The 16,773-nt window shown below is 30.7% G+C and carries 16 protein-coding genes; 6 read left to right on the plus strand and 10 right to left on the minus strand.

The window, feature by feature from the left end; translation table 11 throughout:
* The first annotated feature begins 20 nt into the window (after positions 1 to 20).
* Together K5782_RS02315 and K5782_RS02320 are read left to right on the plus strand one after the other, a co-directional pair.
* Positions 21 to 473 (plus strand): YbhB/YbcL family Raf kinase inhibitor-like protein, encoded by a 453-nt coding sequence (locus tag K5782_RS02315; RefSeq protein ID WP_297463722.1) that lies wholly within the window; start codon positions 21 to 23, stop codon positions 471 to 473.
* A gap of 100 nt (positions 474 to 573) precedes the next feature.
* Positions 574 to 2,712 carry an STT3 domain-containing protein gene (locus tag K5782_RS02320; protein ID WP_297463724.1) on the plus strand — a complete coding sequence of 713 codons (2,139 nt, stop codon included), beginning with the start codon at positions 574 to 576 and terminating at the stop codon, positions 2,710 to 2,712.
* Between the two features lie 4 nt (positions 2,713 to 2,716).
* Here K5782_RS02320 and K5782_RS02325 read toward each other — a convergent pair whose 3' ends face one another.
* Genes K5782_RS02325 through cobO form a run of 3 tightly spaced genes read right to left on the minus strand, consistent with a single transcriptional unit; the run spans position 2,717 to position 4,245 of the window.
* Positions 2,717 to 2,872 (minus strand): RNA-protein complex protein Nop10, encoded by a 156-nt coding sequence (locus K5782_RS02325; RefSeq protein WP_007549367.1) that lies wholly within the window; start codon positions 2,870 to 2,872, stop codon positions 2,717 to 2,719.
* Position 2,873: 1 nt separating this feature from the next.
* The gene (locus K5782_RS02330; RefSeq protein WP_297463728.1) at positions 2,874 to 3,671 is read right to left on the minus strand and encodes a translation initiation factor IF-2 subunit alpha; all 798 of its coding nucleotides are present in this window, start codon (positions 3,669 to 3,671) and stop codon (positions 2,874 to 2,876) included.
* Positions 3,672 to 3,711: 40 nt separating this feature from the next.
* Positions 3,712 to 4,245 carry a cob(I)yrinic acid a,c-diamide adenosyltransferase gene (gene cobO / locus K5782_RS02335; protein ID WP_297463730.1) on the minus strand — a complete coding sequence of 178 codons (534 nt, stop codon included), beginning with the start codon at positions 4,243 to 4,245 and terminating at the stop codon, positions 3,712 to 3,714.
* A gap of 91 nt (positions 4,246 to 4,336) precedes the next feature.
* On the opposite strand from cobO, the gene K5782_RS02340 reads away from it, so the two are divergent.
* Entirely contained in the window at positions 4,337 to 5,689 is a 1,353-nt protein-coding gene (locus K5782_RS02340; RefSeq protein WP_297463732.1) for a cobyrinate a,c-diamide synthase, read from the plus strand.
* Here the strand turns inward: K5782_RS02340 and K5782_RS02345 are convergent.
* Genes K5782_RS02345 through K5782_RS02360 form a run of 4 tightly spaced genes read right to left on the minus strand, consistent with a single transcriptional unit; the run spans position 5,678 to position 9,242 of the window.
* A complete protein-coding gene (locus tag K5782_RS02345) occupies positions 5,678 to 6,319 on the minus strand; it encodes a precorrin-8X methylmutase (RefSeq protein ID WP_297463735.1) in 642 nt (213 codons plus the stop codon). The genes K5782_RS02340 and K5782_RS02345 overlap by 12 nt on opposite strands.
* Positions 6,309 to 7,061, minus strand: a complete 753-nt coding sequence (locus K5782_RS02350) for a CbiX/SirB N-terminal domain-containing protein (RefSeq protein ID WP_297463737.1) — start codon at positions 7,059 to 7,061, stop codon at positions 6,309 to 6,311. Before K5782_RS02350 ends, K5782_RS02345 begins: the two co-directional genes overlap by 11 nt.
* Positions 7,058 to 8,110, minus strand: coding sequence for a cobalamin biosynthesis protein (locus tag K5782_RS02355; protein WP_297463738.1), 1,053 nt, complete (start codon positions 8,108 to 8,110; stop codon positions 7,058 to 7,060). Before K5782_RS02355 ends, K5782_RS02350 begins: the two co-directional genes overlap by 4 nt.
* 37 nt (positions 8,111 to 8,147) lie before the next feature.
* The gene (locus K5782_RS02360; protein ID WP_297463740.1) at positions 8,148 to 9,242 is read right to left on the minus strand and encodes a cobalt-precorrin-5B (C(1))-methyltransferase; all 1,095 of its coding nucleotides are present in this window, start codon (positions 9,240 to 9,242) and stop codon (positions 8,148 to 8,150) included.
* 134 nt (positions 9,243 to 9,376) lie between these two features.
* Here K5782_RS02360 and K5782_RS02365 point away from each other — a divergent pair, with 134 nt between their 5' ends.
* The gene (locus tag K5782_RS02365; RefSeq protein ID WP_297463742.1) at positions 9,377 to 10,246 is read left to right on the plus strand and encodes an NAD-dependent epimerase/dehydratase family protein; all 870 of its coding nucleotides are present in this window, start codon (positions 9,377 to 9,379) and stop codon (positions 10,244 to 10,246) included.
* Here the strand turns inward: K5782_RS02365 and metK are convergent.
* Together metK and K5782_RS02375 are read right to left on the minus strand one after the other, a co-directional pair.
* Positions 10,223 to 11,389, minus strand: a complete 1,167-nt coding sequence (gene metK / locus K5782_RS02370; protein ID WP_297463744.1) for a methionine adenosyltransferase — start codon at positions 11,387 to 11,389, stop codon at positions 10,223 to 10,225. The genes K5782_RS02365 and metK overlap by 24 nt on opposite strands.
* A 5-nt stretch (positions 11,390 to 11,394) precedes the next feature.
* A complete protein-coding gene (locus K5782_RS02375; RefSeq protein ID WP_007549380.1) occupies positions 11,395 to 11,640 on the minus strand; it encodes a U6 snRNA-associated Sm-like protein LSm6 in 246 nt (81 codons plus the stop codon).
* 109 nt (positions 11,641 to 11,749) lie between these two features.
* Here K5782_RS02375 and K5782_RS02380 point away from each other — a divergent pair, with 109 nt between their 5' ends.
* Positions 11,750 to 12,409, plus strand: coding sequence for an ATPase domain-containing protein (locus tag K5782_RS02380; protein ID WP_297463748.1), 660 nt, complete (start codon positions 11,750 to 11,752; stop codon positions 12,407 to 12,409).
* A gap of 98 nt (positions 12,410 to 12,507) precedes the next feature.
* Entirely contained in the window at positions 12,508 to 15,261 is a 2,754-nt protein-coding gene (locus K5782_RS02385) for a DEAD/DEAH box helicase (RefSeq protein WP_297463750.1), read from the plus strand.
* On the opposite strand, the gene K5782_RS02390 is transcribed toward K5782_RS02385, so the two are convergent.
* A complete protein-coding gene (locus K5782_RS02390) occupies positions 15,258 to 16,655 on the minus strand; it encodes a single-stranded DNA-binding protein (protein WP_297463752.1) in 1,398 nt (465 codons plus the stop codon). The two genes, K5782_RS02385 and K5782_RS02390, sit on opposite strands and share 4 nt — an antisense overlap.
* Positions 16,656 to 16,773 lie beyond the last annotated feature (118 nt).

Genomic DNA, 16,773 nt, shown 5'->3' on the forward strand with positions numbered 1-16,773 from the left:
AGAATTTCTTTATCATTGATATGACTAATTTAATTTTGGAAAGTAGTGCTTTCAAAAATGGAGAGCAAATTCCAAAAAAATATGGCTATAAAAATTCTAATGTAAATCCACCATTGACTATTAAGGGAATACCAAAAGATACAAAATCACTGGTGCTTATAATGGATGATCCTGATGCAATGGGTGCAGTAGGAAAAGTTTGGGTACATTGGTTAATGTGGAATATTGCACCTATTGCAGAAATCAAAGAAAATTCAATTCCTGTTGGTGCAATTGAAGGTAAAACTGATTTTGGAGAAATCGGTTATGGTGGTCCAGCTCCGCCTGACAAAGAACATACTTACATTTTCAAATTATATGCGTTAGATACAAACTTGAATCTCAAGGAAGGCACATCAAAAAAAGATGTAGAAAACTCAATGAAAGATCATATTCTTGCCGAAGCTAAACTGACAGGTAGATACTCTCCTTAAACCCTCTTCTTGATTTTATATATCTGATCTCAAATCCATGAATAATTTTAATTACTTTTTATACAAAGAGTAATAAGCAAAGTTTAGAGAGAAAAGCTAATTGATTTCAAACGTAACTTTGGTTTCATTAGGAAAATTTGATCTGAAATTACACCATCTCTTAATTGTAGGAATTCTATCACTATCTTTTTCTATTTCATTTTTAGTTAGATCACAAGCAGCTGATTATGGTTGGGAATTAAATGAATTTGATCCTTTTTTCAATTACAGAGCTACACAATATATCGTTGATAATGGAATAAATGCATATTTTGAATGGAATGATGATCTTAGTTGGTATCCTCACGGAAGAGATGTTTCACAAACTTCTCAAGTAGTCCTTCATGTTACTGCTGCTGTCACGTATTGGATTTTTGGCGGAGGTATGGAACTTTATGATTTTACCATTTTATTTCCAGTTGTTTTTGGTTCTCTTAGCACTATTGTAATTTTTGCGCTAGTCAGAGTGATTGGTGGAACAACTGCAGGATTGCTTTCTGCATTGTTATTTTCCGTATCGTTACCTCTGATAGTAAGAGGTGCAATTGGTTGGTTCAAATCTGAACCTCTTGGGTTGTTTTTAGGCATTTTAGCACTCTATTTTTTGCTTAGCGGTCTTAATTCTAAAAATAGAAAGATAGCAATTGTAAAATTAATAGCTGCAGGAATTACTGTACCGTTATCTATCTCTGCATGGGGCGGTAGCCAGTTTTTTATAATTCCTATAGGCATTTTCTTTCTTACGTTACCTTTTGTAAGATCTGATCATAAATTTATCATGTGGGCAATTCCTCTTTTCACTGCAATTGTATTTTTGATCTCTCTAAGTTTTGAAAGATTGAGTTCAAGTTTTATTTTTGGATTGGGAGGAGCTTCATTACTAATTCCGACAATCTTCATTGTTGCTTGTATTTTCCTTCAAAGTAAAAGTAATGAAAACAAAAAAACTAGAAATGGCTTGTTGTTTTTAGCTGCCATTCTGATAATCGGTGCAAGTCTTTTAATTATTAATGCAGAATCAGAATTTTTATCTCTCCCAAGTTATAGATATCTAAATGCAATTAATCCGTTTTTGACCACTTCAGTTCCCTTGATAGATTCAGTTGCAGAGCATGCTAGCACAACAATTTCACAGTCATTTCTGTTTCATTCTATTCTAATGATATTTGCAGGATTAGGAGTATGGTTGATCATAAAAAATCAAAAAGAAAAAAGTTCTAATTTTATTAAAAATGATATGATTTTATTTTCATTAATTTTTGGATTAATTGGGATCTATGTTAGTTCCGCATTCGTAAGATTGGAAGTATTTGCGTCTATATCTTTGATAATATTGTCTTCAATGGGGTTGTCAATACTTGTAAGAAATATTTTAACCAATACAGAGAGCAAAAAATCTAAAAATCTGATTATAAAATCTTCATTTCTTGCAGGAATTATAATTCTTTTAATCATTCCAATTTCTTTCCCAGAGAATAGTAATTGGGTTACGGCAGCAAAATCACCCCCTACAATTCTTAATGGTGGTACTGCTTATCCAATAAGTACAAATGATTGGACAGAATCAATGGAATGGATAAAAAATAACACTCCCAAAGATGCTGTAATTGCATCTTGGTGGGACTATGGGTACTGGATATCTACGTTGGGTGAACGAGCCTCAATAGCTGACAATTCTACATTAAATACCACTATTATACAAAATCTAGCAAAAATGTTAATGAGTTCTCCAGATCAAGCATGGAAAATGTTAACAGAGATGCAAGCTGATTATGTAGTAGTTTTTGTTTCAGGTCAGAGATTGGCAGTTGACAATGAAGGTCAAGCTCTTTATGTATTACAAGGCGGTGGAGATGAATCAAAAAAACAGTGGTTCATACGAATTGCTGAAAAACCTTTAACAGAATTTTTAGAATCTGATGGTATGAGCGGTAATGAGCATTTTTGGAATGAAACCTTATTGGGAAAAATGTTTCCTTTTACTCCATTAGCATATGTTAATTTCCAAACAAATCAACAATCTGCAACATACCAACCAGGATTTACTCCTGTATATGTAAAAAATATAAAATATCCCTCTGACAGCAACGGTCCATTAAGATTAGTTCATGCATCACCAAGTTTTGATATAGGAAAAGGTCAACCAATGATAGGCGTATTTATCTATCAAGTAAACAAAGATTACGTTCCACTCAACTAATTTTTTAATTATATCTTTCAGCCAATCTATATCTCATGTATTTGTCATCTGGTGAAAACTTTGCTGGATGTGCTGAGATAGTCTCTTCATTACATAAAGGACATTTTTCTTTAAGTGAATAATGATTACATTTTAAACATTTTCTTAATTGGAATCTCATTTTAATTTTCTCTTGTTTTTTTAGATTCTTCTCTAGTAAATTTGAATGAACCTTTCTTTTTTTCTATGCTGTCTTGAATCTCTACAAGTATTGGTTTTAGTGTTTTTTCAGCGGATTTAAAATCTTCGGCAGTAATGGATAATCTATATTTTGGGGCACCCAAATACGTAATATCTATAGTAGGATCTTTTTTTGTTGCATCCAAAAGTGCTTTTTTAATAATTTCAACTCCATCTGATTTATTATTGGTGATTTCCATAATTCCTCTAATTTCTACTGAAGGTAGTTTAATTTTAGAACATATTTCTTCAATAACGGTTGCCGTTTTTTTAGGAAGTTTTAGCTCTTTTATTGATTCTATCCCATTTCTTGCAATTTCAATAAATGCGTCATATACCGAATCAAATTTTGAATAAATTACATCTTCTAATTTCTCAATATCCTCATCTGAGAGATTTCCTTTTTCTTTAACATTTTGCAGTAAAGTTTTTCCCTTTTCAAATTTCTTAACTTCTTTTAGCTTTTGCTTTTTTTGATCCTTTGACACTTGTTTTAATGATAGATCTATATCTCCTCTATCAGAGTTTACTTTTTTTACTAGTAGAACTTTTTTCTCACCATCTTTTACAAACTTACTAACTGATCTAATCCAACCAGGTGCAATTTCTGAGATATGCAAAAATCCTTGAATTCCGTTATATTCATCTAGTGTAACATATGCTCCGTGATCCATAACTTTGGTAATTGTAGCAAGAACAATTTCCCCTTGCTCTGGCATCTCTTGAATTTCAGTAGACATTTCTTCTAAATTTTCATTCTGTATAATTTAATGTTGCTAGTTAGAAATCAATTCCTTTTTTTGCTTTTATTCCATGTTGAAAAGGATGTTTTATTTCTCTCATTTCTGTGACTAGGTCAGCTAATTCAACAATTTCATCCTTAGCATAATTTCCTGTTAACACAAGATCTAGGTTACTTGGTTTTGATTTAATCAAACTAATTACATCTTCTAGTTTCACTAAGCCTAAATTTATTGCATAGTTTATCTCATCTAAAATTACAATATCGTATTTTCCAGACTGAATTTTTTCAGTACTTATTTTAATTGCCTCTTTTGCTATTCTTTCATGTTCTTCTTTGGAGCTCTTATCGTCTATAATCCCAACAAATCCTTTGCCAATAGCTACCATTTCAAATTCTGGCTCTAATCTCTTTGATGAATACATCTCACCATAATGCCATGAACCTTTGATGAATTGTACCATGCATGTCTTTTTTGCATAACCTGTAGCTCTTAACGCAATTCCTAGGGCAGCAGTAGTTTTTCCTTTGCCTTTTCCAGTGTATATTATAGTTAATCCCTTTTCATCCATGATTAATTCATAAATTATCCAAGTAAAAACATTGAGTATTATTTGACACTAATGTATCAATTTAAATAAAAACTAATTCTAGTGATACGAATTGAAAATTCCCAGAATTACTTTAGCTGGAGTTACAAGTGGTGTTGGTAAAACATCAATAACATGTGCCATTATCTATGCTTTACAAAAGAAAGGATTTTCAGTGCAACCATTCAAAGTAGGTCCTGATTACATAGATCCAAGTTATCTTTCAAGCATTTCAAAAAAAGAAACATTTAATCTAGATGTATGGTTAATGGGCAAAAAACATCTTATTGAGAGCTTTGTATCTAATTCAAAATCTGATGTTTCTGTAATTGAAGGAGTAATGGGATATTATGATGGGTTTGGAGGAAATTCAAATTATGCTAGCACTCATCATGTTGCATCTGTTATAAAATCACCTGTAATTTTGATATTAGATGCAAGTAAAACTTCTAGATCAATTGCAGCAACAGCAATAGGATTTCAGAAATTTCACAGAAATTCTAGAATTTCAGGTCTTATACTAAATAAAATTGGCAGTAAAAAACATGAAATTCTATGTAGACAGGCACTTGAAAAAACAAACCTTCCAATTATAGGAGTAATTTATAAAAATTCAGAATTAAATTTTGAAGCTAGACACCTTGGATTGATTCCCGCTAAAGAAAAAAATTTAAAATCAAAAATTGAAAAAACATCTAAAATAATCTCAAATTCACTTGACATTGACAAAATTATTCAAATTATAAAAAATCCTTTTCCGCTTCCAAACAAATCAAAAATTTTATTAAAAAAATCAAAAACCACAATTTCTATTGCACTTGATGGTTCCTTTAATTTCTATTATCGTGATAATTTAGAAGCACTAAGACGTGAAGGTGCAGATCTAAAGTTTTTTAGTCCAATACATGATGAAAGACCTCCAAAATCTGATGGTATTTACATTGGTGGTGGATTTCCTGAAATTCTTGGTAATATACTTGAAAAAAATCATTCTATGAAAAAAACAATAAAAAAAGTATCCGAAGAAAATATTCCCATTTATGCAGAATGTGGTGGATTGATGTATCTTACAAAATCTATTGATTATGGGAATAAAAAATATAAAATGATTGGTTTGTTTGACGCAGAAACAAAAATGACTAAAAAAATGAAATTAAATTATACCAAAGGTAAAATTATCTCAAAAAATAATATTTCAGATAAATTTCATAATCTACGAGGACATGAATTTCACTATTCTGAATTAACTTCTATATCTTCTGACTCTAAATTTGCGTATGAATTAGATATTGGTGATGGAATTAAAAACCACAAAGACGGTATAATTCAATATAATACATTAGCATCATATGGACATCTTTATTTTGATAGTTCTAATTATGCCAAAATTTTTGTAAATAATTGTATTAAAAATTCAAGAAGATGATTCTACTCTTACAAGCTTGTAGAGTGCATTAATTATTGCAGATGCTGAAGAACTACCTCCTTTTCTTCCTTTGTTTGTAATAAATGGGGTGTTTTCTAATCTGCTTAGTTCTTCTTTTGATTCTGAGGCACAAATGAAACCTACTGGAATTCCAATGATTAATGCTGGTTTTACAATACCTTCTTTTACCATATTAATTACCTCCATAAGAGCAGTAGGGGCATTGCCAATAGCAACTATCCCCCCATCAATATCTGATAGTGCTGTTCTCATTGATATTTGAGATCTAGTCTTATTTTCTTTTTTTGCTATCTCCATTATTTTTGGATCTGAAATATTACAAATTATTTTATTTTGAAAGTCCTTTGGATTTTGCTTATTCAAACCACCAATAACACCATTTACATCAACTACGATACTACATCCATTCTTTAAGGCCGTCATCCCACTTTGAATTGCATCTTTATGAAATATTACTTTATTATCTCCTGCAAAATCAAAGTCTGCAGTTGAATGAATTATTCTTCTAACAATAGGCCATTCTTTTTCATTATAATGATGAGTACCAATTTCATCATCAATCATCTGCATACTTGCATCTTCAATAGATTGACCTCTTTTAGTTTGCATTTTCTACCTCTTTTGCTCTTTCTAATATCAAATCTATCATTTTTTCATCAGTTCCTAAGTGTTTTGTAATGTACGTATTTTTGATATTGGAGTTTTTTAGTGCAGGTAAAAGATCATTATTGATATCAGTTTTGACATGCGCACCTTCATGTAAGAAATAAAATACTATTATGAGAACCTCTGGATTATTTTTTTCACAATTCTTAATGCCTTCCACAATATCTGGCTGTTCTATCTCTAACCAACATCTACTTACATTTCTATAATTTGCTTTTAGTCCATCTACAACATAATCCATTGACATTTGGGCATTAGGATCTTTACTACCGTGTCCAATAATTAATACATCAACATTCTTTTTTGGAACTGTAATATTATTTTCTTGTATGGTTGAAGATATTCTATTTTCAACCAAATTAATCAAAGTTTTATGCATACTCATTGGTTTTGTGACCACAAACTTTACTTTGGTATCTTTTTGAAATTTCATTACATCTGTAACCGCATTTTTTACTTTCTTACCAGGATACAGAAAATATGGGACTATTGTTAAATGATCAATATCTTGTTTTAGACATTTTGCAATACCGTCTTCAATGTATGGCGGTTCTACTTCAAGAAAACAATATTCTGTAAAAACATAATTCCCTTTTACTTTAACAGCATTGCAAATTACTTCTAATTCTTCAGATGCCTCTCTTTCTCTACTACCTCTATCAATTAGTAAAAATCCACGTTTCAATCTATTATCCTCGCTATGGCTATAGTCAAATTTGGGGGAAATTTCTGTTTTTCAACAATTAATTTACCTCCAGACACTTTTATAGCTGCAGCCTCTGAAACACTAGCTGTTCCTTCAAATGCTTTGACAGTATCAGAAGGATTAGGTGTAGATACACCTGCTAAATCTTCTCTGTTAACATATTCCACAGTAATCCTCATTTCTTTTCCAATATCAACTAGTCCCTTAACATCTTCAGGTTTTTTAATTGAAACTAATTTTGAAATAGATTTTTCACTCAGTTTGAATTTTTGTAAACAAAGATCCAAACCCTCCTTGATGTTTTCTTTAGATGTATCCCAATGTAATCCAATTCCTACCACAAGACTTGGAGGTCTGTAAACTACAGAATTTTTGAGAAAATCTCCTTCTAAAACTTTATCAGAAATTATAAGATATCCCTTAGAGTCAGATTTTTCCATTTCTTCTAAACTCTGATAAATTTTTACATTTCTTGGAAATTCTTTTATCCAATTTCTTTTGCCTGCATCTTGAAAAATTCCAACCTTTTCTTCATTTACCATAAACGCACTAATTTTTGTGACTGTAGAATCATCTTCTATCTTCCAGCCAAATTCTCTTCCTACCAGATCAACTGCAATTGTTTTATTGACATCGGCTGCAGTAGTGATTACTGGTGTAGCATTAAGCTTTTGAGCAATTGTTTGAGTTAATTCATTTGCTCCCCCTAAATGTCCTGACAATACACTAATTACAAAACTTGTTTTATCATCAATAACAATTACAGCCGGATCTGTTTTTTTATCTTTCAAATATGGCGCAATTAATCTAATTACTGCACCTAAAGAAAATAAACAAATTATTGCATCGTTGTTTTTAAATAATTCAACAATTTTTTCTGATGTAGAGTCTGAATACCATGCTATCTCTTTATTGCTGTCTGAAAATTTAGATGGCGCAAAAATTTCCCAATTTGGAAAATGTTTTTTTAATTCTATTCCTATTTTTATCCCATTTTTGGTAATTGCAAGAACTGAAACTTTATCCACAGTTAAATTCTCTCAAATTAAATAAAATACCTTGCTACTAGAACTTTCTAGCCAAAATATTTCCGTCAAAATCAAATAATATCACATCTAGTGGGACCTTTTCTTCAGAATGTTTTCTCATATGTCGATATGTTTCATTGCATATTTCATCAAAAAAGCCTTTTACATTGTTCTCTATTATAATTTCAGACACATGTCTGGCTGTATTTGCTTTCTTAATACTCTCAATGATCTTTTCACTAGCATTACATTTTCTTGCTAATTCTGCTAAGAAATTCATATCAACTTTAGATCCTTTAACATGTGTCTGTTTTACCCCTGCAGCCATTTTAGCTAATTTTCCAATAAATCCTACAATGTATGCTTTTTTGATATTTTTTCTAGCACATTGCTGTATTGTGTAACCAGAAAAATCTCCCATTTGTATAAAACAATGTTCTGGTAAATCAACAATTTTTTTTGCAAAATCCTCACTTCTTCCACCTGTAGTAAGAACAACTATGTCATTACCCATTGCAATTGATACATCTAGATTTTGTCTAATCGAAGCTGCATATGATGCAGTTGAAAACGGTATTACAATTCCACTTGTTCCTAAAATTGAAATTCCATTGATAATACCAATTCTTGGATTATCTGTTTTAGGACCTAACTCTCGTCCTTTTGGTACAGAAATTATTATTTTGACTCCTGTTTTCAAATGTTGTTTATCCAAAATTTCTTTCAAATTTTCTTTAATCATTTTTTTTGGTACTGGATTAATTGCAGCTTTGTTTAATTCAAGACCAAGTCCTGGTTTCGTTACAATTCCGACTCCCTCCCCACCATCAATATCTATATCGTTGAACTTTTCAGTCAATGATAACTCAACTACTATTTCTGCACCGTGAGTGACATCAGGATCATCTCCTCCATCTTTAATCACAGAACATGTTGACTTGTTTTTATCAAATTGGCATTGATGAATCTGAATTTTGATAAAACTACCTTTAGGTAATTTAACATCAACACTTTCAATTTTTGATTGATTAATAATTGATAATAATCCTGCTTTAGCTGCTGCTGTTGCTGATGTACCCGTAGTATATCCAGTTCGAAGATTTTCTTTTTTTATCTCTTCCACGCTAATCATGCCTAATTTGATGTATTAACTCTTCTTTGATTTGTTTGGAATCTTACTTTTTGAGACTAGAAATTATACTGAAATTTCTTGCGTTTCTAATTAGATTTCTTTAGATTATATTTAAAATAAAAGACGCAAGGTTTATGGAAAAAGACATGCAAGTTGTTATAACTGGTGCCAGTGGATTTATAGCAAAAAATCTCAGAAAATATCTATCTGATAATAATATAAAATTAATTTCAATTTCAAGACATGATTTTAACAAAGTTAAAAATGAAACAAAATTAATTACAAAAAACTATGATGAAAAAGTTATTTTTTCAAAATTAAAAAATTCAGATGCATTAATTCATTTAGTTGGAATTGGAAAACAAACAATTGATAACGATTACAATCAAATTCATATCGAACTTACAAAAAAAATAATTAATTTATGTAAAAAATCAAAAATCAAAAAAATAATTTATCTCAGTGGTTTGGGTGTTTCCAAAAACACTTCATTAGGATATTTTATTTCAAAATACAAGGCTGAGAAATTGATCATTGATTCTAAACTTGATTATACTATATTTCGACCCTCTTATATTGTTGGTAAGGATGACTATCTTACAAAATATCTTAAAAAACAAATTAAAACAGGCCAAATTCAAATTCCTGGTTCAGGTAATTATTTAATTCAACCTATCTACATAGATGATGTTGTTAAAATTATTTTTAATGCTTTGACTCAAAATAATTTTAGTAAAATAATTTTAGATCTTGTCGGTTCAGAATCAATTACTTTTCAAAAATATATTAAAGAATTTTCACGTGGAACCAATACTCAAATTAAAAAAATAAACCTTGAAACCGTTTATCATGAAGCTATTTCTAATCCTGATTGTGAATTTGGGGTAGATGATCTAAATCTGTTAATTGGTGGTTTTAATGGAGATTATAAAAAACTAAAAAATATCTCTAAAATTGAGTTTTCTTCTATACTAAAACTTCTAAAGACCGGCAGCCTTCTTTAATGCGTCTGCCTTATCTGTTTTTTCCCAAGTAAATTCAGGCTCATTTCTACCAAAATGTCCATATGCAGCTGTCTTTCTATAGATTGGCCTTTTCAAATCTAATTGTGAAATAATTCCAAATGGTTTCATATCAAAATTCTTTCTAACCAATTCTTCAATTTCTTTTTCTGGAATTTTACTGGAGCCAAATGTATTAACATATAGTGAAACTGGTTCGGCAACTCCTATGGCATAAGCTAATTGCACTTCACATCTTTCAGCAAGATTCGCTGCAACAATATTTTTTGCAATGTATCTGCACATATAACACGCTGATCTATCTACTTTTGAAGGATCTTTTCCAGAAAAAGCTCCACCACCATGTCTTCCAAATCCACCATAACTATCTACAATTATTTTTCGTCCTGTAAGTCCAGAATCTCCATGTGGACCTCCAATTACAAATTTCCCTGTAGGATTAATATGAATTTTGATTTGATCATTCCAAAGATTTCCTAAAACTGGCTTGATTACTTTATCTATAATTTCTTTTGATATCTGTTCTTGTGTTATTTCAGGTGCATGTTGAGTTGAAATAACTATTGTTTCAATTTTTGTTGGTTTGTTATTTTCATATCTAACAGAAACTTGTGATTTACCGTCGGGTCTAACCCATGGTAAAACTTTGTTTTTTCTAACTTCGGCAAGTTTTTGTGTTAATTTGTGTGCAAGTAATATTGGCATTGGCATTAGTTCTTTTGTTTCATTGGAAGCATAGCCAAACATCAATCCTTGATCACCTGCTCCTTGCTCTTTTTCTTTAGTTGCAGTTACACCTTGACTAATATCTGGACTTTGAGAATGAAGTCTTAATGTAACTTGACAAGATTCAGTATCAAACATCAAATCTTTATTATCATATCCTATTTCTCTGATTATTTTTCTGACTAAGGCCTCTTGAGATTTCTTATCAAAATTAGCATTTGAGGTTACTTCTCCTGCAACAGCAACAAAATCTGTGGTGACCATTGTTTCAATTGCTACTCTAGAATCAGGGTCTTGTCTGAGAAATTCATCTAAAAATGCATCTGAAATTTGATCACATATTTTATCAGGATGACCTTCAGTAACTGATTCTGATGTAAATAGAAAATTATTAGTCATAACCCCTAGAGTTCGTTTTCTAGTTTGATAAACAGTACATTATTGCCTCTCACAATTACTCTGCCATAATTTGCAATTACTTTACCGTCGTGGAATTCTTCTGCATCAGTCATGATTAAATTCATGTATGAATCAACATTATCCATTTTTCCTTTGTATTCAACTTCATTTTTCAGCCTTACAGTAACTTTCTTCTTAGTACTTTTTTGAAGAGTTGTTAATGGCCTTTTTGCACTACTAGTTTGTGACACTAATTATTCACTTGTTTTGCTTACGTTGTTTTCTAGAATAAAAGCCTTGCCTCTTTTGTGAATTATGAAATTCTTTAAATTTTTTCATCATTTTTAGATGATTAACTAAATGATCTCTACAGGATTACAAAAATTAGACGATTTTTTATCTGGTGGAATACCTAAGGGTGTAATTACTGACATTTATGGGGGAAGTGGAACTGGTAAAACTCAACTATTATTTCAAATCTGCATTAATGCAATAAAAAATGGAGGTAATGTTCTTTATCAAGATACAACAGGTAGTTTCAGACCTGAACGAATTCTTGAAATTCAGAAACAACAAAATTTAACATTTGATATTCTTGAAAAAATAACAGTTTCAAGAATTACTAATACCTCTGAACAGCTCAAATCCATTGATGTAATGAATAACTCAAACTTTTCTCTAATTGTAATTGATAATATCACTGATTTGTTTTCATATGAATATTCAAAAGATGATACAATCTTTGAAAAAAATTCTATATTTTTCAAATATATCCATAATCTATCACTTGTTGCAATCAATAAGAAAATTCCTATTATTATTACTAATATGATTAGAAACATAGAAGGTATAGATATGGAAAATATGAGAACTGCTATTGATCCGCTTACACATATTAAAATAAAACTCACAAAAATATCTTCAAAATTTTATGGAGAGATTAAATGGCTTCTTCATCAGACCCAATTTTCTTATAAGATTCTTCCTGCAGGTATATCTGATTATCCTGAAGATATTTAACTATCAATCATAAAGTTTAGCAATGGCAGGAATATTTGATTCAATTCCAATAATCACTGTGGTATTATTTGTACTTGGCTTAGCTGGCGTAATAGTTTATGAAAGATCCCGATCAAATACAACAAAAGAATCAGCTTCCTGATTCTACAATTGATTCACTGTTTAATTATTTTGGATTTACTACTCTTACTGAAATTCAGAAAAAAGCATCTCCTATAATTTTACAAAAAAGAGATTGTTTGGTAATTGCACCAACTGGTTCAGGTAAAACAGAGTGTTCAGTAATTCCCATTTTTTCGCTAGTAAAAAAATCAAAAAAACTTGGAAAAATTAAAGTTCTTTACATTACTCCATTACGAGCACTTAATCGAGATGTTTTTCGAAGGATAATAAAATACGCTCAGCATTCTAACCTTTCAATTGAAATCCGACATGGTGATACAACTCAAACCGCAAGACGAAAAATCACTGAAAACCCTCCTGATATTCTGATAACAACTCCTGAAACTTTGGTTATTCTTCTTACACAATTAAAGATGCTAGATGCATTATCTGAACTCGAATGGATTGTTATTGATGAAGTACATGAATTCCTTGCTAGTGAACGAGGATCTCAATTATCATTAAGTATAGAACGTTTACAACTTAATTCAAAATACTACCTTACAAAAATTGGATTATCTGCAACAGTTGGTAATTTTGAAGAGGCTGGTAAATTTGTAGTAGGAACTAAACGAAAATGTCAGATTATCAGAGATACCTCTGTTCGAAAATATGATGTTGAAGTAAAATTTGTCAATGGAACAATTTCAGATGTTGCAGATAAAATAATTGAGCATGTTTTAGAACTAAATTTAGATTCCCCTATACTTCTTTTTACTAACACCAGAGGCGAATCTGAATTTTTAGCTTCCATACTAAAAGAAAAATCATCTATTAACATAGAATTACACCATGGATCATTATCAAAGGAAGTAAGAGAAGATACAGAGATTTCATTAAGAGAAGGAAAACGTGGAATTGTAGTTTGTACGTCTTCACTTGAATTAGGATTAGACATAGGTTCAATTGAATTAGTCATTCATTATGGTTCTCCTAGACAAGTATCAAAATTAGTTCAAAGAATTGGTCGTAGTAGACATAATAGAGATGCTTCTGCTAAGGGACTAATAATTACAAACAATTCTGATGATGAATTTGAAGCAAGAGCAATACTTGATCGTATTCAAGAAGGCTCTATTGAAGAACAAAAAATTCATGATGGCTCTCTTGATGTGCTTGCACACCATCTTGTTGGAATGACTATGCAATTAGGAGAGATTCCTGTAAATCAAGCATTAGAAACCGTAAACAATGCGTACCCATTTAGAAATTTACAGTTAGGAGACTTGTTAGGAGTTTTAGATTTACTTGATTCTAATTATTTGATATTCTTTGATAGAACAAAAATGACATTTTGGAAAAAAAGTCGTTCTTTTAAATATTATTTTGAAAATCTTTCTACAATTCCTGATATTCTTAAATTCAAAGTGTTTGATAGTGTTGGGAAAAAAATCATTGGTACATTAGATCAAAGATTTGTAGGTGATTTTGGGGATTCTGGAAATATTTTTGTTTTAAAGGGTTTACAATGGAGAATACTTATTGTGGATGAAAAATCATTTTCGGTAAATGTCGAACCCTTTAGAGGAGGGGGAATAACAGTTCCATATTGGGAAGGAGAAAACATCCCAATTGATTATAATACTGCAAAAAAAGTTGGGGCATTTCGTAGCAAGGTGAAAAATGGTACATTGAAATTAATCAATAAAACCATTGAGGAATTAAATTTCAATAAAATTCCAGATGAAAAAAATATCATCATAGAATCTAGTCGTTCTCAGGGTTCTATAGTACTACATTCATGTTTTGGTACTAAAGTTAATTCAACTCTATCTACTCTGCTCTCTTCTATGATGTCTTCTATGTTAGGTTCTGTAGTTGATTCGCGTTCAGATGGGTATAGAATAGTCTTATCTTCTAGATCTCGAATTTCTGAAAAACTTTTCACTGAAATTATAAAAGACGATTATGATCTTTATTCAATTATCACTGCATCTTTGGCAGGAACACATAATGTAAATTGGAAGACATGGTGTGTTGCAAAAAAATTTGGAGTAGTTGGAAGAGGAGCAATTTATGAAAAAAAATCGGCCCGATTTTTATATGAGAGATATGCAAAAACATCTCTTGTAAAAGAAGCATTACGTGAATTATTTCATGATAAATATGATCTTCAAAATACTGATAAAATATTAAAAAAAATCAGAGACAATGAAATTCTAATTACATGGTTAGAAATAGATAAATTTTCAAAATTGGCTGAACCAATTTTAGATCATACATCCAAATATTATTCAGCACCAGCTAATCTTGACAAGGGAATTATTGATCTTGTAAAAGCTAGATTAGCAAAGACAAAGCATCGTCTTATCTGTGCACGATGTGGAAAATGGGAAAGAGTAATGGAAACAAATGAGGTAAAAAATACATTGATATGTCCTTATTGTAAAGCTCGACAAATAACTGCGACTTTTTATTCAGATTATGATCTTCCAAAAATAATACGAAAAAAATTTGAAGGAAAAAAACTAACTTTAGATGAAAAACATCGATTTGAACGAGCCTGGAAAGTATCTTCTTTAATAGAAAATTTTGGAAAAATTGCAGTAACTGTGATGTCTGGATATGGAGTAGGGGCTGATACTGCTGCTAGGATATTGCGGAATATGATCGATGATGAACACATCTTTAAGCAAATTTATGAGGCAGAAAGACAATACGTTGTAACGCGTGGATTTTGGGATTCTTAATTTTTCTTTGTAATTTTAGAAAATGCAGTAAGAGTTAATTCAACTCGTCCTTCCAAACCTGCTTTAGCATTGACTCCTGTTATTGAAATTATTTCTCCCAATTCACATTTTTCTATTAATCTAGCTTGATTTCTCCATCCCTTAACCCAAATTTGACCTGTATCGTCTTCAACAAACATCTCTGATAATAAAACAGATTCTCCAGATTTGGTTTGAATTTCTCTTCTTTCAGGAATTTTTAATACAATTGCTTCAATACAAAAACTTCCATCTGCTTTAACTTCATTAATTTTTGTCCTTAACTGTGATAATGATGGGAGTGATACATCATTTTCCAATTTTCTTACAAATGAATTATTATCTAATGTAACAGAATTTCCATAAACTTTTGTTGGCATGCATTCAATTACATCCCCTTCATTGCAAATACTTGTAGAACTTGAATTATCCATGATGTTGTAAATATTTTTTTTATTATCCACACCCAAAATCATATTTTTTCCATTTTCTGTAGTTACAATTGAAAGAATTCTTACTATTACTGGTTCTGCTTCTTTACCACCTTCAATTTCAATTAAAGTTGAATCATTTCCATGAATCTCTAATCCCTGATTTCCATTTTTCATGTTAATTCCAAGTAATCGTACTTTAGCGCCATGAGAAATCATATTGGGAATATCTGACTCATCTTTTCCCCATAAAACTACTCTAAGCGCAGTTCCGTCTTTACCTTTCAATCTCATTCTCAGTGCCTTTCCAGGCTGACCTCTAGAATTTGTAAATTCCATACTACTTACGATTCCATCTATTGTTCCAGAAATAACAAGATCTTTTTGACCTTCATGTAATTCACTAATGTCTTTTGTAATTTTATCTATAGTTGGAATGTCACTTTTGTCATCTGTTATTTCAATATTAGAACCTGAACCTATATTGATAGTTGGAGAACCGCTAAGATCTGATTTTACATACGCCTTGATAATTTTGATCAAATCACCAGGTTTGATATTTTCAATTCCAGGTAGATTTGCTTTATCATCCCATAATTTTACACTAGCTGTAGAATTAGTATCATATACCGTCATGGTTCTGAGATAAAATGGTGAACCATCTTTGCGAGAAAATTGTTTAGCAGGAGATACGTTAAGAACTCTGGTTTCTAAGGAAATTTCTTTAGCACCAGCATAGAGATCCTTTAAACCCATTTCAACTTTTAATGGTCCTGATAATGAAATTCCAAAATCAGATGCAATCAAAAATAAGGCGCCTTGATCTGTTAGATAACCTGCACCTATCTTCTCTTTTTTGTGTTTAATTTGTTCTTCAATATCTGCTCTCGTTAATTCTGGCTTTTGTTCTAATAATTTATCTATAAGACTATCAAATTCCGTCAATTCATTGTTTGTAAATCAGTTGTATTAATAAAAATTTCATTATTGTAAAGTATCATGTTTATCTATTTCTGATCGCAAATCAGTAAATTTTTTTGTTAATTTTAATAATTCATATCTA

The sequence above is a fragment of the Nitrosarchaeum sp. genome (assembly GCF_025699065.1).
Classification (GTDB): Archaea; Thermoproteota; Nitrososphaeria; order Nitrososphaerales; family Nitrosopumilaceae; genus Nitrosarchaeum.